Annotated in this window: 14 protein-coding genes; 5 read left to right on the top strand and 9 right to left on the bottom strand. The window is 48.2% G+C overall.

What is annotated here, in order from left to right; genetic code table 11:
* Positions 1-4 precede the first annotated feature (4 nt).
* The 4 genes from Q4E93_RS19010 to Q4E93_RS19025 all read left to right on the top strand — a co-directional run bounded on the left by Q4E93_RS19010 (position 5) and on the right by Q4E93_RS19025 (position 6,868).
* Positions 5-1,186, top strand: coding sequence for an MFS transporter (locus tag Q4E93_RS19010; RefSeq protein ID WP_303587881.1), 1,182 nt, complete (start codon positions 5-7; stop codon positions 1,184-1,186).
* A gap of 48 nt (positions 1,187-1,234) precedes the next feature.
* Positions 1,235-2,023 (top strand): polysaccharide deacetylase family protein, encoded by a 789-nt coding sequence (locus Q4E93_RS19015; RefSeq protein WP_303587883.1) that lies wholly within the window; start codon positions 1,235-1,237, stop codon positions 2,021-2,023.
* A 182-nt stretch (positions 2,024-2,205) separates the two neighbouring features.
* Positions 2,206-4,449 (top strand): DUF8696 domain-containing protein, encoded by a 2,244-nt coding sequence (locus tag Q4E93_RS19020; protein ID WP_303587885.1) that lies wholly within the window; start codon positions 2,206-2,208, stop codon positions 4,447-4,449.
* Positions 4,450-4,597: 148 nt separating this feature from the next.
* Complete coding sequence (locus Q4E93_RS19025) at positions 4,598-6,868, top strand: TlpA family protein disulfide reductase (protein WP_303587887.1); 2,271 nt, start codon at positions 4,598-4,600, stop codon at positions 6,866-6,868.
* Positions 6,869-6,881: 13 nt separating this feature from the next.
* Here Q4E93_RS19025 and Q4E93_RS19030 read toward each other — a convergent pair whose 3' ends face one another.
* The 7 genes from Q4E93_RS19030 to Q4E93_RS19060 form a co-directional block, all read right to left on the bottom strand.
* Positions 6,882-7,403, bottom strand: coding sequence for a flavodoxin domain-containing protein (locus Q4E93_RS19030; protein WP_303587889.1), 522 nt, complete (start codon positions 7,401-7,403; stop codon positions 6,882-6,884).
* 111 nt (positions 7,404-7,514) lie between these two features.
* Entirely contained in the window at positions 7,515-8,396 is an 882-nt protein-coding gene (locus Q4E93_RS19035) for a hypothetical protein (RefSeq protein ID WP_303587891.1), read from the bottom strand.
* A 133-nt stretch (positions 8,397-8,529) separates the two neighbouring features.
* Positions 8,530-9,945, bottom strand: coding sequence for a S41 family peptidase (locus tag Q4E93_RS19040; protein ID WP_303587893.1), 1,416 nt, complete (start codon positions 9,943-9,945; stop codon positions 8,530-8,532).
* A gap of 79 nt (positions 9,946-10,024) precedes the next feature.
* Positions 10,025-10,519: a hypothetical protein gene (locus Q4E93_RS19045; RefSeq protein WP_303587895.1), complete on the bottom strand. Its 495-nt coding sequence runs from the start codon at positions 10,517-10,519 to the stop codon at positions 10,025-10,027.
* Positions 10,520-10,521: 2 nt separating this feature from the next.
* On the bottom strand, positions 10,522-11,094 hold the full coding sequence (locus Q4E93_RS19050) for an adenylate kinase family protein (protein WP_303587897.1): 573 nt from the start codon (positions 11,092-11,094) through the stop codon (positions 10,522-10,524).
* A gap of 200 nt (positions 11,095-11,294) precedes the next feature.
* The gene (locus Q4E93_RS19055) at positions 11,295-13,859 is read right to left on the bottom strand and encodes a BamA/TamA family outer membrane protein (protein ID WP_303587899.1); all 2,565 of its coding nucleotides are present in this window, start codon (positions 13,857-13,859) and stop codon (positions 11,295-11,297) included.
* A gap of 78 nt (positions 13,860-13,937) precedes the next feature.
* Entirely contained in the window at positions 13,938-15,371 is a 1,434-nt protein-coding gene (locus Q4E93_RS19060) for an AAA family ATPase (RefSeq protein WP_303587900.1), read from the bottom strand.
* Between the two features lie 271 nt (positions 15,372-15,642).
* On the opposite strand from Q4E93_RS19060, the gene Q4E93_RS19065 reads away from it, so the two are divergent.
* Positions 15,643-18,039, top strand: a complete 2,397-nt coding sequence (locus Q4E93_RS19065; protein ID WP_303587902.1) for an FtsX-like permease family protein — start codon at positions 15,643-15,645, stop codon at positions 18,037-18,039.
* Positions 18,040-18,052: 13 nt separating this feature from the next.
* On the opposite strand, the gene Q4E93_RS19070 is transcribed toward Q4E93_RS19065, so the two are convergent.
* On the bottom strand, positions 18,053-18,628 hold the full coding sequence (locus Q4E93_RS19070; protein ID WP_303587904.1) for a DUF4256 domain-containing protein: 576 nt from the start codon (positions 18,626-18,628) through the stop codon (positions 18,053-18,055).
* Between the two features lie 27 nt (positions 18,629-18,655).
* Complete coding sequence (locus tag Q4E93_RS19075) at positions 18,656-20,923, bottom strand: tetratricopeptide repeat-containing sensor histidine kinase (protein ID WP_303587906.1); 2,268 nt, start codon at positions 20,921-20,923, stop codon at positions 18,656-18,658.
* Positions 20,924-21,014: the final 91 nt, after the last annotated feature.

Consider the following 21,014-nt stretch of genomic DNA (forward strand, 5'->3'; position numbering starts at 1 on the left):
AAGCATGAAGATCATTACTCGTACAGTCTGGATACTTTCCATGATAAGCCTGTTTACGGACATCGCCAGTGAAATGCTATACCCCATTATGCCTTTGTACCTGAAGAGTATTGGATTCTCCGTTTTACTTATTGGCATATTGGAAGGGGTTGCTGAAGCGACAGCGGGACTCAGTAAGGGCTATTTTGGCAGACTATCCGATCGTACGGGCAGACGTATGCCTTTTGTGCAATGGGGTTATGGACTAAGCGCGCTCTCAAAACCGCTGCTGGCCTTTTTGGTCACTCCTTTATGGGTGTTCTTTGCCCGCACTATTGACCGCCTGGGCAAGGGGCTGCGCACAGGGGCGAGGGATGCGGTGCTGTCTGAAGAAGCTTCCCCTGCAACGAAGGGCAGGGTGTTTGGCTTCCATCGTTCAATGGATACATTGGGAGCAGTGATCGGCCCTGTGTTGGCATTGATCTATTTACAATGGCATCCACAGCATTATAAAGCATTGTTTGTTCTTGCGCTTGCTCCCGGTGTGTTGGCAGTGGGTTGTTCTTTCCTGCTAAAAGACAGATCCGAAAGCGTCAAGGCCCCTTCCGGAAAAACGCCGTTCTTTTCTTTCCTTCATTATTGGAGATCCAGCCCTGCGGCCTATAAAAGATTAGTCACCGGGTTATTAATTTTTGCGCTTTTCAACAGCTCTGATGTTTTCTTGCTCTTAAAAGCAAAGCAGGCAGGGTTAAACGATAGCCAGGTGATTGGGGTTTATATCTTTTACAACCTTGTTTATGCGGCATTTGCCTATCCTATGGGGATATTGGCTGACAAGATCGGATTGAAATTTGTATTTCTGTCAGGACTGCTCCTTTTTACGATCGTATACATTGGAATGGCTTTTTCACCCCCGGCGTACCTGTTTTATGTGCTGTTCTTCCTGTATGGGATGTATGCGGCAGCCACGGAAGGCGTAGCCAAAGCCTGGATCAGCAATATCACCCCGCATAAAGATACAGCTACGGCCATTGGTACCTATGCAGGATTCCAAAGCATCTGTAGTTTGCTGGCAAGTTCCATAGCAGGGGTAATTTGGTTCCAGTTTGGAGCAAGCATGACCTTTCTCTTGTCTGCCATAGTGACCTTCATGGTATGTATCTATTTCCTGGTTGTCAAACAATATAATTTCGGAGCAAGGCAATAATGTGCTATTTTAGAGATACTTCATCCATCATACCACAACCTATAAGCCATGCAGATTGCAAAAGCCATCTTAATCACCTGCCTTTTATGTAAAGTCTTTCCGGCTGGCGCACAAAACAGTACACTTTGGAAAAATAAAAAATGTGCTGTTGCGCTTACATACGATGATGCACTGAATATTGATCTGGACAAGGTGATCCCGGCATTGGATTCAGTGGGATTCAAGGGTACTTTTTACCTGATTGGTTCCTCTGATGCTTTCACCAAACGTATCCCTGAGTGGAGACGAGCGGCAGCCGAGGGGCACGAACTGGGCAATCACACGATGTTTCATCCCTGTTATGGAAAGCGACCGGGCCGTGAATGGGTAAAACCCGATTATGATCTGAATAGTTATACCATGCAGCGGATGACGGATGAGATAAAAATGAACAGCGCCTTGCTGGAAGCTACTGATGGCAAAACAAAAAGGACATTGGCCTGTCCCTGCGGTGATACAAAGATTGGGGATTCTTCCTACCTGTACCAGGTGAAAAATAATTTTGCAGCAGTAAGGGATGCTACACCAGATGCAAATGATGTAAATGGTTTTGGCAACGTGGTTATCCAATGGATGGGGCCGAACGGAAATTCCGGCGATCAGCTGATCGCAGCTGTAAAAAAAGCAATGGAAAGCCATGCACTGCTGGTCTTTGTTTTCCATGGAGTGGGGGGAGACCATAACATCAATATATCTTCGGAAGCACACCGTGCCTTGTTGCAGTTCTTAAAACAAAACGAATCGCAGGTGTGGGTGGCGCCTTTTATTGAAATAGCTGAATATATAAAAAGAAGATAAATCCTGCTTCAGGATTCTCTACAGGTTTACCTGTATCAATTGCCCAAATTGGGAATGACATTCCAATCCTGAAACAATATTCCCAAAAAAAATCTTCATTATTGGCTGATAATCATAAGAATACAAACTGGCAACATTTTTAAGCCCTTTATTCCCAGAATAAAGAAATCCAGTGTATTCTTATGAAACAATCCCTTATTTTTTCCTGTCTCCTGATGTTCACGATCGCTTCTTTCGCACAGAATACCGTAGCAAGCGGTAATTGGAGTGATCCCACCATCTGGTCCGGCGGAGCGACGCCGGCAGCAAGTGGAACGGTGAATGTAAACAATCCCCTTACCCTGGACGCCAGTCTTTCTCCCACGGGCAAATGGACTTTTAACAGCAATGCCATCGATCAGCCAGGTGGAACAGCTTACACGTTCAACCCGAATGCGGGGGCCGATACGATTTCGATCGACTCCGCTATGACAGTCAGTTTTGAAGGAGGTACATCCGGAACGCCCAACCTGTTCAGCGGCGGCACCATCACCGTATACGGCACCCTGATCCTTGGTTACACGCAGCTGAACAACAGCGGGAGTCTGAATGTGATCGTAGAGCCAGGCGGCATCCTCATCATCAATGGCGACCTCATCAATAAGAACAACTCCGGCACCTTCGATATCAACGGAGCGCTGATCGTCAATGGGAATTTTACCAACCAGACGGGAAGCATCACTGTCGGGGGCAGCGGGACGATCAATACCACGGGCTCGCTTACCTCCAACGGGGGCTCTACGATCTTTGGCACAACTAATGATTGTAACACGGGTCCCTGCTCCGCCACTGCCCTGGCTTGTTCTTTTACCAATACGATCACTCCTGTCAGCAAGAATATTTGCAGCGGAAGCACGGCTGGTACGTTGACGTCCGTCAACTCCGCTACTTCGCCGACCTATCAGTGGCTGAGGAGCACCGACGATGTCACTTACGTCAATGCGTCGGGCGTCAGCACCAATTCCACTTATGTAACGCCCGCGTTGACGCAAACCACCTGGTACAAAGTGAAAGTGAAATCCACCAGTGGCTCCTGTACCAGTGTTTCCGCGGCCGTCAAGTTCACTGTCCTGCCGGGCGGCGGCTGGATAGGCGGCACCAGCAATGATTGGGGTACTGCCAGCAATTGGTGCAGCAATGTCGTTCCGGGCAGCACCACCGATGTTGTCATCACGAATGGGGCCGGCATCGCCAACATGCCTGCCGTCAATGCCGGGACAGCGGCCCTCTGCCGGGATCTCACCATCAGCAACACCTCTCCCGTCTCGTCGGTGACCATCGCTGCCAGCGGGACGGCATCCTTAAGCATCTTCGGTGACTTCACCAATAACGGGAAGTTTACGGACAATTCGACTGCCGCCACGGCCGGCGTCATCATGGCCGGAAGCGCTACGCAGGACATTAAGGGCCTCACCTCTAATGTTTTTAACAACTTTACCGTCAACAATAGTTCCGGGGTGCATGTCAGCGCCAACAACCTGGCCGTGAGCAGCAATCTCGCCCTGACCTCGGGGCTGGTCAACCTGAATGGGTATGCGCTTACGCTTGGAACTTCCGCGTCCAGTACAGGGGCGTTATCCCGCTCGACCGGCAGCTGGCTTTACGGTGGCAGCATGCAGCGGTGGTTTCCCACTTCGGCAATTACCCTGGGTTCGACTGCCAGTCTTTTTCCCATGGGAGATGCCGCCAACTACCGGCCCCTGTACCTCGGCAGTTCGGGCCTCACTTCTGCCGGGGGCACCATCAAGGTAAGCCATACCAGTATTTCGGGCGCCTCCACTGTATCGTTTTCGGATGCAGGGACTCCTATCCAGGTGAGATCGAACTCCTTTTGGACGGTTGCGACAGGCGGAGGGATCAGCAGCACCGGAACGCCGTTTGCCATCCGCACCGAAGGCACGGGCATGGGACTGGTATGGTCAACTGCCGACCTCCGGCTGACACTGGCGGCAGCTGCAGCGCCGGGCGCCGCGGCAACCAATGCCGGGACTCCTGTCAATCCCCAGGTGAACAGGAGCACACTCTCCGTGGTCAACCTTTCCAATAATTTTTATTGGGGCTCTACCAACACCACGCAAACCACGCTGCCTGTGCTGGCGGCTCCATCCAACGGGCGACCGGCTGAAGAGCAGGGCCAGGGGCCGGGGTTCATCCTGTTCCCCAACCCCTCGGACGGAAGATCGATCACCATCAGGAGTAATATTGCGTCAGATAAAGGATATGCCCTTACCATTTTCGATAACCTGGGGGTGGTGGTAGCCCGCAGTAATTCCGTTCAATCGGGGGCTACCATTCATTTCGCTCCGGCACTTCCTCCGGGCGTCTATTATGCACGGTTGTCCTCCACCACTTCCCGGGCGGTGCAGCGTTTTGTTGTGTTAAGATGACATTAACGTCGGGGTTAAACGATAGCTAATTCCCGTCCCGGGGATTAAATTGTATAAAATATTTGCACGCTATGGCTAGCTTAAGTAATTTACTTCCTTAACCACGGCAATCCCATACAATAACTATCGTTTTTCCTTAACCGCATTTATGAAATATCTTCCATTGCTTGCCCTCTGTATCGGGCTGGCTGCCACCTTTCCTGCCATTGCTCAACGGACAGTACTCCATCCGAGAGAAGGATTCAAAGAGAATTGCTCCAACCTAACGACCACCCGTGTCGAGCTGCGTGACTCGGTAACTGTCCTTTACTTCAGGATAAAGGCCGCTCCGGGTAGTTGGATAAGGATCCCTGCCAATACCTATATCCAGCCCGCCGGCGACACGGTGAAATACTATGTTCAACGAACAGAAGGCATACCCTTCAACCAGCAATATTATATGCCTGACTCCGGCGTAATCAGCTATGCCGTTTGCTTCCCCGCCATCCATAAAAATACCGCTGTCATTGACTATGGCGAAGACGTATCCGGCGGCTGGAAAATATACGACATACAGCTGATTCGTCCCGCCGCCTCTCTCGTTCCCGACTTTTTAAGCACGGAATGGTATGACCGCAATTCCGGCGAAACAACCTATGCCTTCTATGACAATGTTGCTATATCGGGCGGGATGATCTTTCACTATGGCAGCTTTAGAAAAAAAGATAAGAACAGTTACACGGTCACACTACGGAATGAACAGCAGCAAACAGCGCTGCTCATCAGCCGGCTGTCGGATAGCGCTATCCGGATCACGAGACATGGCCTGTCCGCCGTATACGTCAACAGCAAAAAAGGCTGCACGATGCGGCACGATGATGCCCTCTATACGGCGCCCGTTCTCAAAGAGGGAACAGCCCTCCTCGGCGGCTATGTCAAGAACTATAAAGAGAAGCGTTGCCCGAAGAATTTGATGGTGTATGTGAACAACATTTTGACGGGCCAGCAGGAAAATGTCCTGATCGAGATTGCGCCGGACGGTCATTTCAGCAAGGAAATTCCCCTTTATAATCCGCAAGAGGTCTTTACAGTATACGGAAATTCACATGATCAGGTGTACCTGGAGCCGGGAAAACGGCTGTTTGTTATCCTCGGAGGGGAGGAGGCGCAGTTCATGGACGATCTGGCAAGTATCAACGAGGATCTGCAAAAGTTAAAGGACCTGCGCCTATTCGATTACGACCGGGTGTCAAAAGCACCAGTGATGGCCCCTGATAGCTTTAAGGCCTACGTTTTTAATTGCGGAGAAAGAGAGCGGCGGATCATCGATTCTTTTTATGCACGGAGAGAGATAGGCGGAAAGGCCTTGCAGGTTAGACAAACAGAAGCACGCTATAATTATTTAAACGTCGCCATGGAGTACCATTATATCTACCATGACGCTCCGGCTTATCCCGCCGGTTATTTCAATTTTATCACGCCCGCCATCGCCAACGACCCTTTGGCATATATCTCCACTTCCTATTCTACCTTTATCAACCGGGTTAAGTTTGCTGAGCCATTACGTCCAGAATTCCGGTATATTTATAATTATAGAGAAATGATTGACGCGTTGAAAAAATCGGGCATACCACTGTCGGACAACGACAGACGGATATATGAGCGGCTGACCCCGGATGGTATTGGGGTCCGATCGGACTCAGCCGACATGGATGCGAATACCTTATTGAAAACATTCTTTTCCTCGCACCATGCTTTTGTTCAAAATTTTGTACAACAGCGTTCTGATGAATTCTTTTACCACAAGTTTGACTCTGCCTTGTCTCTATCCAGCGGCCAGCAGACGATAGATATTTTCCGGTCGCAGGATATACTGTCCGCCATAGTGGAAAGGCTGACGCCGAAAGACGACAGTTCTTTAAAGATGGAAACAGCCGCCCTTAAAGATCCGTTTATCAGGAACTACATCTTTGAACAGAACGGAAAGACCATCCGGCAGATAGCTGCCAATAAACATGCCAGCGGCTATTCCGTCAATACGACACCCTTGGTGGCAGCCGATAAAATATTCGATTCGATCATGGCGAAATACCGTGGGAAGCTGGTATATGTGGACTTTTGGGCTACCTGGTGCGGCCCGTGCAGGGCTGGAATAAAGGAAATAGGACCTTTAAAAGATGAGCTTAAAGGCGAGAACATCGTCTTTGTCTATATCACTAACGAAACCTCACCGGTGGAAACGTATAATAATATGATCCCTACTATAAAAGGGGAACATTATCGACTGAAGCAGGACGAGTTCAACTACCTTGCGTCCAAATTCCAGATAACGGGCATTCCCCACTATGTATTGGTTGACAAAGAGAGTAAGGTAGTAAACGCCAGCCTGGGTTTCAACACCAATGAAAACCTAAAGGAGATCTTTAAAAAGTATCGATAGCAAGGCCCTGGGGTTACATTTCTATGCTTTGATTGAACGATCTGACGGCATCCAGCAATCCGGCGATATGCTCTTTTTTTACGGCATCGCTGTCCTGTGACAAGGCTGCTTTTTTGGCCGGGTCGGTCTCTGCCAGGGCTTTCTCCTTAAGCACGCGGCCATCCGTCGGGGAGAGCTGCCTGAAAATCCATCTTCCCGGCAGAAAAACGATGTCGGTGGAAGGCCGGAGCAGGTCACCGGGAATGTTGTCCATTATTATCTGGCCATGCCCGGACGCGTCAGGAGAGGGCGCGCATACGATGAAAAAGAACAGTTTTTTTTGCTCAAGGCGATGTTTGTTCCCTTTCAACCAGGCTTTCAGCAGAAGATCTCCCAGGTAGACGGAAGTGCCGATGACCAGGAAGTCACACCCTGCCAGCAGCTGATCATTGAGCATGTCGGGATCAATGACGGGTAATCTGAGGTCCGTCCCTATCCACTCCGCATATTGCCGCGTGGCGCCATACCTGCTTCTGTAGAGCACTAAGCCATTCATGACAAAAATTTTGCAATAATACTACTTTATATTTCCTGTAGTATAACGACTGTCATGGGGATGGCTGATCCTTATCACCTCAAACCTGGCAGGCTGGCTAAAACGGTGTCGCTAGTGCAAGTAATCCTGTCTCACATTACTGCATCTAAGCCGTGCATTGGTAATAGGTATGACATTATTATTCCCATCCAGCACCGTCCCATTAAAAGTCATAACATCCGAGCAAGGCATGATATTTACGACTGCTCCGACGGCCTCCGTCTTATAATTTGCTGCAAAGTGAACGGGCGGATCCGTGGAAAAACGGGACGTTGTAAAGTCGAAGGAATTGTGCGCTATGTTAACACCGCCTGACGTTGGACGGAAGCAGGCATTTACCGTATCATACACCGAGTATCCAATATTTATCGTCAGCGATGTATCCGAGTAGCCCTGCATGGATCCATAGTAGGCAGTGGGATCGTCGCCTCCGGGTAAGAGAAGCGCAACGCCAAAGACTGTACCGTGATAAAAATGTCCTCCTGCCGTGAACTCCCACGTATTGTCCGCTATGGAAAGAGCCGCGCTATCGTGTATCGGCACCCTGAACATACAGCTGGTGCTGTCGAAAGAGGTGGTGAAATCAGCGAAAGTGTGTTCGGTAAACATACCTGTGGCCTTGAGGTGTACTGTTGCCAGGCCCGTATCCCTGAAAACCCCGGAAGCTGAAAAGGAAACCCCTTTCTGCTGGTCGGTGGTGACCTTGTAAGTACCTGGAGAGGTGACCTGGACAAAGATCTCGACGTAATCGCTGTCCGTCGCCTTTACCCCGTTGTAAAAATTCCCATGTATACTATAGGGATAGCAGTTGCCACTCTCCGTCACCAATGACCCTTTCGCGGGCGGCTCCGTGGGATGTGGGTCCTTTTTACAGGCTGTAAAAGCAAATAGAATGGAGAATGTCAATACGGAGATAGATAAGGCGCAGTGGATGCGACGGGGCATGCTTTTCATGAAAAGGCGTTTATAAAAAATGAATGATCAAGTACAGGAGACCGTACCTGGCGCGTCGAAAACCGGCTTGAAGAAGTTATTGGAGTTTGGCAGGAATGTAAAAATATACAATTTTCATGCCGGGAATCTTACATTAGTTTTCAGCATTTAGTATTTTATTGACATGGTCAACCCAGCCATACTCGGGAACGGTGCTGTCAATAAAATAGTCGGGTTGTAATCCTATATCATCAATGGCGAAGTCAGGGATCCTGAAGCTTTTGGACAGGCCATAGTACAACTCAAAATCATTGCAGGGCGAAGGGATAATATTTACATTGGAGATATCAAGCATTCCATGGGTCGTTTTGCCAAAGAGTTTTACTTTTTTGCTTTGTTTGGCCAGCAGCAAAAATTGTTCAGTCGTACTTCCGTTGCCCTGGTGGATGATAATCCCTATATTTTTCGGATAGGGGAGGATCTTGTCCCTTTTTTCGATATCGACCTTCTCTTCAGACAGGTTGACAAATTCTCCCGGCGATTGATCCAGCTGGTCGTAGTATTTCCTGAATGTTTTTCTCGAAGCTTCATCAAAATCCATATTATTCGACAGCTCCAGCATCCGCTGGTTATTCAGTTTTGTAGACAGGAATGCTGTCCCCACTATTCTGATGGGATTTGTGTATAAGAATGGGATCAGCTGCTCATACGTCGCATCGCTGCCACCGGGATTATTTCTTACATCGATGATCAGGTTCTGCGTACGCAGGATGATATCCCTGTTCTTTGCGATGACGCTGTCGATCAGTGGCTTTTCGGTAATCTCGAAATCCGGGATCCTTAAGTAGGCGGTGGTTTCGTTTAATTTTTCAAAGAACGGTTTTTTGACATGCAGTTGCGCATACCCTTTTTCCACTTTTTCGTCCTCCTTTGTTGCAGGATAAACTTTATGCAGCGTCGCTTCCCCCAGCTTCAGGTATGTATTGCCAATGCGTTTTACGGACGTAACTTTTTCTTCCGTTTTGTCTCCCGCATAGTAGCTCCCGCCTTTGTCATTAAAGACGATTTTTATCTCATTGGCTTCCCAGGCTTTGTTGGGCGATTCCAAAACAAAGCCCACATAATCGATGCTTCTTTTCTTAATGCCGATCTTATATCCATTGATCGTCCAGACGCCTTCTAAAGTATCGTTGTTGTTTTTCCGGTCGAGGTATTGCATGAAATCATTATAGTTGGGACCGAATTTTTCAAGCTTGATCGGTTTTGCCGGTACGTCTTCTTTTAAATAGTTAATACCAATATGTCCATTCCTGAAAAATCTAATCCAACTATTGATCGCATCCGCACACGAGCGATCATTGGGCAGGTGTTTTATTTTATCCAGATAAAGACGATTGTGGATCTCATAAGCGTCTTTCCCTTTTTTATTGATGATATATTTAAAGCCGGCATCATTCGCTTCGAAGGTCGCTTTCACCCATTGAAAATTGCTCTCGCAGCTGCAGGTCTGGGAATAGTTTTTTTGGATGGCCGATAAGGTGAATAACAAAATCAGAAATAAAGCTCTCATAAATTTGTATTATTGTAAGGCGGGGATAACGGGTGAGGGGAAATGGGATCTCATTGCCTATTGGGTGTCCTGTATTACATTAAGGCCGGGGGCTCGTAAAAACGTGATAATAATATTTCAAGTCGTCGCTTTCCCCAAAATGGAATCTTTTAAATGCCTTAGCGATAGGGTCTGTGATAGTGCCATTCGGCAGTTTTATAACGAGCGGCATCATGGTGACCCCTTCCGGAAGGCCGGCTTCGGCCTGTGCGACCCAAAGACCTTCGTTATTATTGACCATTACCTGCCCAACATAGCTCCCGGCAATGAAAATGGTTTCTGCGAAGTCGTTCACTGACAACCCTTCGTCGCTAAATCTTTGCAGGAATTTGTCCACAAAATCTATTGTATCAACAGAATAGTCAAGCTCGATGCCTTCGTTTTGCTTTACAGCGCCTACAAATTGCTGTGCGAACAGGATGCCATTCTCAGGAGAAGGTGCGAAGGAGAGACGAAGCTCCCGGGTCGGCATAGGGTCAGTGTCTGGCACCGGTTTTTTGCCTTTGCCGCCAAATAGGGATTTAAGAAAGCTCATGGTCAAATAAGGGTTATATGTTCAGATATCCTATGTGTTACTTCAGCAATTGACCCTGTTCCATCTATATCCACTACCCGAAGCAATAGCTTCATGTATTCTATTGCAGGACGGGTGGAGGTTTCAAAAACCTGAACCCGCTTAAGGTGGATCTGCGGGTCCTTGTCATCTTCTCTGTCAGAAGCTTCTGCCCTTTTACCTGCTCTTGCCAGGAGCTCGGCTTTGGGCACTTCAATGTTGATAACCAGGTCTATCGTTTCTTTTTTGGAATTTACCAGAGCTATCAGGTCATCCACTTGCGCCTTTGTCCGGGGATAGCCATCTAATACGATCCCATTTTCGTTCCTGTTTTCGTCAATGATCTGACTGAAAAGATCCTTCATGATTGCGTCCGGCACCAGATCTCCTTTTTCTTCGAACCTGGATATGATCAAGCCGATCTCCGTTCTATCCGATCTCTCCCGCCTGCATCTTTCGCCTGTTGAGATGTGCATACAGCCTATTGCCTTGCTTATGACCTCGCAATGGGTACCCTTGCCGGAATAAGGAGGGCCAGTTACAATGATAATTTTCATTACGCCATTTTGTTCTTGCTAAAGAATAGCCAATCGTATAAAAGCTGTTTTATCACAGGAGATCAAATAATAAGCCTCCGGTTGATCCCCGAAGGCTCTTGCATTTCTTTTTGCCTGCGCGATACGAATGTACAAAAAATGCCTTACCCTGGTAACAATTCAATGCATTTTTCCTAAGGCTGCCGGCATCTTATATTTTTTTAGAATGTGAAGCCAATGGAGATATAAGGAAGCGATCCCTCCCGGGAAAATCCTATTGCCGCCTGGATGAGCAGCAGTTCTGCCGGGATAATATAAATGCCGCCGCCGTAGCCATCGTGCCAGTCATTCGAAGTGTCATTTTTCGACCATACGCGACCGATGTCGTTGAACCCGATCAGCCCTATGCTTCCCGGCAGGAGATAGGAGGTGAAATCAAGGACTTTCAATCGGACTTCCAGATTGTTGTACAGTGTGCTTCGCCCTGTAAAGCGCCATGTGTGGTAGCCTCGTAAAGTTTGCGGGCCACCCAGCTTCACCTGTTGAAAATAATCCGCCGTGCCGAAGTAGGTGGCGCCGCCCGTGCGGTTGGCAATGATCAATACCGCGTTCCTGTCAGGGTTGAGCAAAAAACTGAACTCTGACGACAGCAGTCCGAAAGTACTGTTCGAGTGGCTGACGCCCTGCATACCTGTAAACGTGGTATTCCAATATAGCCCGTGGGTACTGAGGGTGCTTTTGTCCCGGGTGTCGTAGTTTACATCCGCAACAAAGCCGGCATACCATTTTGTTGCAAATATGTCCTCGCCGGCGTGCGTCGAGTCATAGAACTTAAGAAACCTGTTTGCGTTGCCTGCAGCCCGGCTGGTGTAAAACTGGAATCCGGGGCCGGCGCTGACATGCCAGTTGCCATAATCATGATACAGCGATACATCACCCGTAATCCAATCAAATTTGTTCCGGTAATAACGGATGTCCTTGTCGCCCTTGTTGACAAATGGAGCGCCGTTGCCTATCCCGAAAAAGTTACTGACATTATTGGGGCCGCGGGAAAGGGCATTTATCCTAATGCCGTTGGCGCCGATGGCGTTCTTGAAATCGGCGGTGTATGTGAACAACAGCGACTTGCGCGAGATGGAATAATTTGTCAGCAACTCTGTCCTGAAAGCATACGGTTCACTTCGAAAGCCATGCTTTTCGTAAGAGAAGCCGCCGACCAGCAATACGCCGATGTCTGTGTTATAATGTGCCAGGATGATCGGCTCGAAGCGGTCATATTTAAAGCTGGTTCTATCATAGCTGTTCACCAGGGGGTCTGTAGCGGTACGAATTTTGGCGGCTCTTCCTGACGGCAGCATATTTAACGAATCGGAGCGGTCATAAATGTAGATCCTTCTCCGGCCATGCAGGTTCCTGTCAATATAAAAACTGTCCATTCCCGCGCCGCCGATCATCCTGACCTTGATGGAGGAAGGTTTACTCCCGCTGACGGAGAAGACGTCATCACCATCGAAGCCATACAGTCTCACCTCCCTGGTGGTCCCTGGCTGAAACACGCGATGATAGATGGTTCTTCCTCTTTTTGAACTATCCTTCCTTATTTTCTCTATGGTAACTTCCAGGTCACCGTCATCCTGTTCCGTCAGGCTGAAATGTTCTCGCTTGTCAGTTGCCGGAATGTCCACGTAGATGGAGATGAACCGGTAATATTCCAGTGCTTCTTTGAGCAGGTTGTCCCTCCTCGCTCTCATCTTCCCGGTGATCTCCCGGGCGCAAAGCTTCACTATGGGAGCGGGCATTTTGTCCATGGCGGCTGTAATCAGGCTATCCGTCAGTGTCTTTTGTACCAGGGCGATCTGTTCACGCCAGTCGGCTTCACTTAGCCCGTTTAGGAAATAGCGGTCGAAATACCTGGCATTGAAGTTCCATCCCTCTATGTCCCGTATGCTTTTGCTATAACCCTGGAATTTGGATTTAAGCCATTGATGGGACACTATCCATGGAAACACCCCGGACGTTTTGTAATACACCTGATCACGATCGCGGGGGACAGGCAGGTATAAGCTGCCTTTTCCTTCGTTGATCTTTTCCCATCGCCACTGATCTTCATGTCTGTCCCAATCCCCCAGTATCATATCGAGCAGGCGGGCTCTTAAAACCAATTTTTCGTCCAGGTGATTGTCGTTGTCTTCCGCTAGTTTTTCCTGTACTTTTTCGGTTTTTTCGGTCTTTTCAACGTCCACTGGCTCGCGTTCCTCGAATAAAAAAACCTTTCCTGCAAAATCCTTCGAATAGGTACCCAGCGCCGGGTCATCTGCGACGTAGACGATCTCAGGGTGAGAATGCGGAATGCCCAGCGCCTCCGCCATCGGCGGAACGGTAAGGGCGGAAAAAGGATGAGCTGCCGATACCTGGTCTTGCAGGATATCCTTGACGACAGTGGGCCGCAGCCCGGGCGGCAAACCCCGTTCGGGGTATTTTTGTATGGTACGTAAGACCCACTGCTGCCCGTCCGGACCCTGCAGGCGCAACGAGAGGGTTTGGAGGCCGCCGCCTTTTTGGAGTATTTTCAAGCCGCCTTTTTCATTTTCCAGCCTGAATACCTTCAGTGTTACCGGCGTAGCCCATAAAATGCGGTAATTTTCGCCGAATAAAACGCGGTGTACCCTGCCGGACCTATTATATTCAGGTTCGATGGCCACGGTGATACTGTCGCTTTTGATTTGTTGTGCGAATGAAAATAAGCAATGGAATGCCAGCGTAATTATAAGAAGGGATCGTCTCATAAAGTTAGCGTCAGATCCTGGAAATAAATGGTCAAATTTACATCATGAGGGATAGACTTTCGCGAATATGATCCATAATTATTGAAACAAATGTTCGATTGTGAGCTGGTTTTGTATCAACTCGCTGCTATACATGTTTTCCTGGAGGCCAAAACATGTGATCATTGTCAAGAGAATGCTTTTTTTGGGTGGGGCCACCTGCTTTATGGCATTCCTCTTTTCTTGTAATTCCTCCGCGGTTTTTTTATTGACAGTAAATGGCACATCATAAAATTTCATTTCGCAGACATTTATAATGCCATCAGCCCTATCGATCAACATGTCAACCTGGATGCCTTTTTTCTTTGTATTACCTTTCTGGATGTAGCTGCTTTCTTCAGTATATACGGCTCCTATGCCCAGGGATGCTTTTATCTGGGGTATGTGAGTAAAACAAATGTTTTCAAATGCATAACCGCACCAGACTTTCCACGACTGCGAACGTTCCAGGCTCAAAAAACTACCTTCACTCCCTTTCTTTTTGCCCTCCATAAATTTCAGATAGAAAAGGGAATAGTTATCAACCAGCCGGTATAACATATCTTTTTTCTTCTTGTGAAATGGCGGAATGGAAATGATAAAATCAGATTGCTCCAACTCTGTAAGTATACGGGAAAAGCGGCCCCCATCCTTCATGCCTGTCAGTTTTAACAATTGGGAGCGGGTAAGCCCCATCCATTTTGAGGCTAAGGATCTAATTAGAGCAATATGATTTTCTGGTTTATCATATAGTGAAGCATATAATTTATCAAATTCATCCTTCAGGAGCCCGTGACCCGAGAAGCAAAGTTGGTCGATATTTTGCGCAACGCTTTGACCTTTTTGTATTTCTTTCAAATAGTGAGGGATGCCCCCCGTAACCATATAAAGCTGAACAATTTGAAAGTGATTGAGTGCGATTTTATTCACTTGAAGGAATAGAGCTGTTTCAGCCAACGTAAAGGGTTGTAAATGAATTAATTTTGTAATTCGATTATGTAAACTCCCTTTGTGGTGGACCACTTGTTGTATCATCCAGCTGGCGGCTGAACCACAAATAATTATTACTACCTGGTTATAGGCGGCCCAGTCGTTCCAGAAATGCCCGAGAGCTTCCAAGAAACCTGATCTTGATGTTGCAATCCACGGCAGCTCGTCAAAGAAAATTATTCTCTTCCGGCTTACATTTCTCCGGGATAAGTATATCTGCAATTGATTAAAGGCTTCGAGCCAGTTTTCCGGAGTTTTTATAGGAAATTCAGGTTTTGCATATTGGGTTATCTTTGTCGCGAAATTGGTCAGTTGAGTCGACATGGCTGTATGTTGCATACCAGTCATCTCAAAATCCAGGACAGTATTATATACTTGTCTTATGAGATGAGTTTTTCCTACACGCCTCCTGCCTATTACAGCAATCAGCTCGGACCTGTCCGATTTAAGCGTATTTTGCAAAATCTCTATTTCCTTAGACCTACCAACGAATTTTGGGTTCATTATTGAGTTATTATATTTGGCGGAATCTAGCTAAAGTTAGTGCTATTCCGCTAAAATTAATATTTATATTTGGCGGAATCTTACCTAGTATCTGCCATTCATTGACCGGCATCGGGAGCTATTTCAGGACAAGACAAGGATGACTATCCCCGGACACCCCCTGTATCATTTCCGGACAGCCACCGCCGGGCGGATCTTTATAATCTTCTGATGCTGAATTGCTTGAAATTCCGGAAATGTTTTTGCGCCTGAAGTACCAAAGAATCCTCCAATGCTAACGAACTACCTGAAGATGGCCTGGCGCAACTTCCTCAAGGATCGTCAATTCTCCTTGCTCAATCTCCTGGGTCTGTCCGTCGGACTGGCCTGCGCACTTTTCATCGGCCTCTGGATCGCCGACGAATATGGAATGGAGAAATACAATCCCAACGACGCGCGGCTCTATCAGGTAATGACCAATAACAAGACCTCCAATGGCCTCCAGACAGGCATGTATACGCCGGGGATCCTGGCCAAGTCACTGAGGGCCGAGTTCCCCGACGTCGAAGATGCGTCTACGGTATTGCCGGCATCCTGGTTCAATGACCCCAATACGCCCAGTGGAGTGGTAAGCATGGGCGACAGAAAGTTGAACACCACACCCCAGTTTGTCGACAGCAGTTACTTCCATCTGTTCAGCTGCCCCATCCTGGAAGGGGACCGCGGCCGCCTTTTTGCCGATAAGCAAGGCGTATTTATGTCCGCTTCATTGGCACAAACCTTCTTTGGGACCACCCATGACCTGGTGGGAAAAGTCATCCATTTCGACCAGTACGATTTCACCGGCGACTACGAGATCCGTGGCATTTTCCAACCCAACCCGCCCAATGCCACCGAAAAGCCCGGCCTTTTATTCAATTTTGATCTTGCCCTGGAAAAACGTCCCGGACTTCAACAATGGTATAACGCCGACCCTCATACGTTCGTACTGCTCAAACCTGGCGCAAATCTCAACGCCATGAACCGCAAGCTCGACCATTATATCCTGGCAAAACAGGGCGGTAAGGCGGGCGGCTGGGACCCGCAGCTCTTCCTCAGCAGATTTTCCGATCGCTATTTGTACAATCACTATGAGAACGGCGTTCAAAGCGGCGGCCGTATCGTCTATGTAAAGCTATTTACCATCATTGCCGTCTTTATCCTGATCATCGCCTGCATCAATTTTATGAACCTGTCCACAGCCCGGGCCGCACTACGGGCCAAGGAGGTAGGGATAAAGAAGGTCGTAGGCGCCGGCCGTGGGACCCTTATCCTGCAGTACCTTGGGGAGTCCGTCCTGCTGAGTTTCTTCTCCCTGCTGGCGGCCCTGACCATTTGTGCGTTGCTGCTGCCTGTCTTCAACAGCGTCACCGGCAAACAGCTGGCGCTTCACTTAGCGCCAACGCTTATCCTCAGCCTGCTGGGCGTCACCGTGGTGACTGGCCTCTTCGCCGGCAGTTATCCCGCTTTTTATCTTTCTTCCTTCCGGCCCGTGGCTGTCTTGAAAGGAACGCTGAAAACCTCCTGGAGCGAACTGTGGGCACGGAAAGGCCTCGTCGTTTTTCAATTTACGCTGTCGGTCATTTTTATCGCCGGTGTATTGATCATCTACCGGCAAGTGTCCTATATACAATCCCGGGACCTGGGCTATAACCGGGATCACGTCATTGATTTCAATATCCCCATCAAGATGGATTCGACCTATCTCGTCCATGCGGCCAGCTTTGTGAACGAGCTTAATAATATTCCCGGCGTCCTGAATGCCGGCAGCCATGCGCACAACCTGACCGGCGATCATGGCGCGATCAGCGGCGTAAAATGGACGGGGAAAGATCCCACCATGGACATCGAATTCGCCAACATCGAAGTTGGCCAAAATTTCCTGCAGACGATCGGGCTCAGACTGAAGGCCGGTCGCCATTTCTCCCGGAATATGCAACATGAGATCATCATGAATGAAACGGCCATTAAGGCGATGGGCCTGAAGAATCCCATCGGGACTGTCGTGCGCTTCTGGGATGAGACGAGGGAGATCGTCGGGGTGGCTGCTGACTTCAATTTCGAGTCGCTTTATCAACCGGTGAAGCCCGCCTTTTTCCGCTGCTATCCCGTCACCAATTCAGTGATCGTACGGATAAAGACCGGCAACGAAGCGCAGGCAATAGCCGGTGTCCGAAAGGCCTTTATGCGCTTCAACCCCGGGATGGAATTCGCCTACCGATATCTTGACGAAGATTACCGAAAATTATACTCGTCGGAGATCAGGATAGGCGTTCTCTCCCGCTATTTTGCCGGTCTCGCGATCCTCATTTCCTGCCTGGGGCTTTTCGGCCTCGCGGCCTTCAGCGCCCACCGGCGGCAAAAAGAACTTGGCATCCGCAAGGTGGTCGGCGCTTCCGTCGCCCACCTCGTTTATCTGCTGTCCAAAGAATTTTTATTGCTCGTCGCGCTTGCCCTTGCGATAGCATTTCCAATAGCGTGGCTGGGGATGAACCGATGGCTGAATGAGTTTGCCTACCGCACCCGCATCACGGCCGACCTTTTCTGGCTGACGGGGGCTACGGTTATTATTATTACGCTATTGACCATCAGTTATCAATCCATCTCGGCGGCCTTGGCCAACCCTGTCAAAAGCCTGCGGTCAGAGTGATCCATTATAAAACTCAAACCCTTAGCGAGCCGCGGAACCCTCTTGCGGCATAGTAAGATTGGGCCCCATTGTGATACACGAAGACTTTGCCGTAGCGGAAATCGGCAAAGAGGGCGCCGCCGAGCTTTCTGATATCAGGAGGCGTTTTCACCCAGCTCGATGTTTTCATATCGAAATTTCCCAGTTGCTGCAGTTGCCGGTATTGTTCTTCCGTCAGGAGCTCAATGCCCATGGCTGCAGCCATGTCGATGGCGTTGTTTTCCGGTGGATGTTCTTTCCTTGACTCCAGCGCTTCGCGGTCGTAACAGACGCTTCTGCGCTCTTTGGGGCTTTCCGCCGAACAATCAAAGAATATGTATTCGCCTGTCTTTTTATCATAGCCAACCACATCCGGCTCCCCGCCCGTTCTTTCCATTTCATGCAGCGACCACAGCTTTTCGGCATCAGCCTCCAGCTTCGCCTGTACTTTGGTCCATTCAAGACCCGTATGGCGGTGTTTATTTTTCTCAAAACGGGCTTTTAATGCGCTGAGCAGCGCTTCACGTTGTTCCGGTGACGGCTTCTTTTTGTTGTTGGATACCTTGCTCATATTTTTATGTTTGCCGGTATTTTTATTTCATACCGAGTAGGTTGCTTCAGATCCCCATTGTTTAATCCCGTGGGTAATGTCGGGATCGTAAACAAAATTGACAGCAATCTGTGTTCCATTTTGGCTGCGTATGGTCAACCTGGCCCCGATTTCTTTACTAAGCCCCCGGATGAGATTCATCCCCAGGGTGTCCTGTTTGGTATTATTAAATCCCGGGGGTAAACCTATTCCGTTGTCTTCCAGGGTCAACAACAAATGATCGGCCGCGCTCCACTTTAATGAAATGGATATGAGTCCTTCCCTGTCGTCCGGAAATGCATGTTTGAAGGAATTGGTAATTGCCTCGTTCAGTATAAGCCCCAGCGGGATACAATGTGAAAGGTCCAGCTCAATTCTTTCAATTTGCAGGTGGAAGCGGATGCGATTGTTGATCGTAAAGCTGTCGCGTAAATAATCGACTAATTCATTGACGTACCCGGGCATATTGATGGACGACATGTTTTCGGCCTGATACAGTTTTTGATGAATAAGGGACATGGCATTGATCCGGTGCCGCCCCTCCGCGATCGCGTCCAGCGCCGCCTCATTCTTGAGGTAGACGGATTGGGTGCCAAGCAGGCTCATCACCGTTTGGAAATTATTTTTTACGCGGTGATGAATTTCCCTGATCAGCCATTCTTTTTCACTCACCAGGTGACGCAACGAGATGTTTTGTTGCTCAATCTCCTTTTGCTGCAGCCCCAGTTTTTTATTTGTTCTTTGTTTGAGTGTAATATTGTATACCAGTAAACTCATTATTATCAGTAACAGGGCCATTCCGCCCAATATCCAATTGCGGGTGTACCCTGCCTGTAATATCTCATTTCGTTGCAGGGCGCCTTCTTTTTCCAGCAGCCTGATATTCTGTTCTTTTTTTTCAGATTCGTATTTTACCTCCAATTCTTCTATCTGTTTTAGTTTCGCTACGTCAAAAATAGAATCATTCAACGCGTGATATTTGTTCAAATGCCGGATCGCAGAAGCATAATTTCCCAGGGATGAGTCTGTCTTATACAGCGCTAAATTAATATCTTTGATGGCATTGGCGGAATTGTTGAGCATGGCTTCCTCCAGGGCTATCTGGAAATGGGCTGCTGCTTTTTGAAATTGTTTTTTGCCGGAGTAATACTCGCCGATGTCGTACTCCACATCCCTTCTGATCTCATTATTTCTTCCCAGTAAACCTTCCAGGCTGATCATCTGCCGGGTATATCTGTCCGCGAGGGTATAGTTCCGGACGGCGTTATAGTAATACGCAAAGGTTCTCGCTAAGCTGGCTTTGCCATATGGATCGGCAGGCGGATATTTTTTTGAGAAGTCGAACAGGAATACGTGTGCTTCGCCCTCTTTCTTTTGTTTTATGAGATCACGAACAAAAACACCTGCTTCCCGGATGTAATAGAAGTCGACGGGGTTAGGGGGACTTAGTTTAAAAACTATCCTGAAATATTCAATGCTTTTTTCAGTCTGACCCAACTCATGATATAGATTCGCAACATGGCTATAGAGGATGATGGGCCAGCTGCCGCCGGCGTTTTGCATACTTTCAATGGCCTGTAATGCGTAATTGAGTGCTTTATTATAGTTGCCTTTCAGATGGTGGGTTACGGCAAGTAAATTATAGGTATAGAAAAGATGGTAAGATCCGTTAGCTTTGGATAAAGCCAATACCTCCAACAATTCCTGCTCAGCAAGATCCAGCTTCCCCTGCTTCATATGGGTGTCTGCAATGTCCCGTTGGGTGTCTATCTCTTTTTCCTTATTATTTAATTGTGCGTACAGGGATATCATTTTTTCAAAACAATCTGTTCTTGTCATTCCGATGGTATCCAATTCCTGGATATTCCAGGCAAGCTCTTTCCAGCGTTCAATCTGCCGGATGACAGGGCCGACATGGTTAATGGCGTTGGCTGTTCTTATAAAATAGTCGTTCGCCTGGCCTATCTTCCCAGTCTTGTAATAGTATTTCCCCAAGAAGCAGAGGATCTCGGGCTGCCATTTGACTGAATGAATTTCGTCACTCAGTTCTTTCGCCTGCTGCAGGAGTGTGCGCACGCTGTCCAGGGCTTTGGTGCTGTCGGCACGTTGGAAATAGTAATAGAGGGACAATTGCAGCAGATATTGCACCTTGATAGAATCAGGGTTTTTTTTCTGTAAAGAGGAGATCAGTTCCGATGGGGATGCATTGGTTTCCAGTTGTGCAAAGGAGGGAACCTCCAGGCAAACCAGGCTGCATATGATAAGGAACTTAATCATCTTTTTAAAGGGATGATTAAATATACTGTTCTTTTATGACTTGACCGAAAAACCGTGCGTGCTGCCATGTTTATGGTACGGCAGCCTCATT

Source organism: Flavitalea plasmicola (genome assembly GCF_030546645.1).
Classification (GTDB): domain Bacteria; phylum Bacteroidota; class Bacteroidia; order Chitinophagales; family Chitinophagaceae; genus Puia.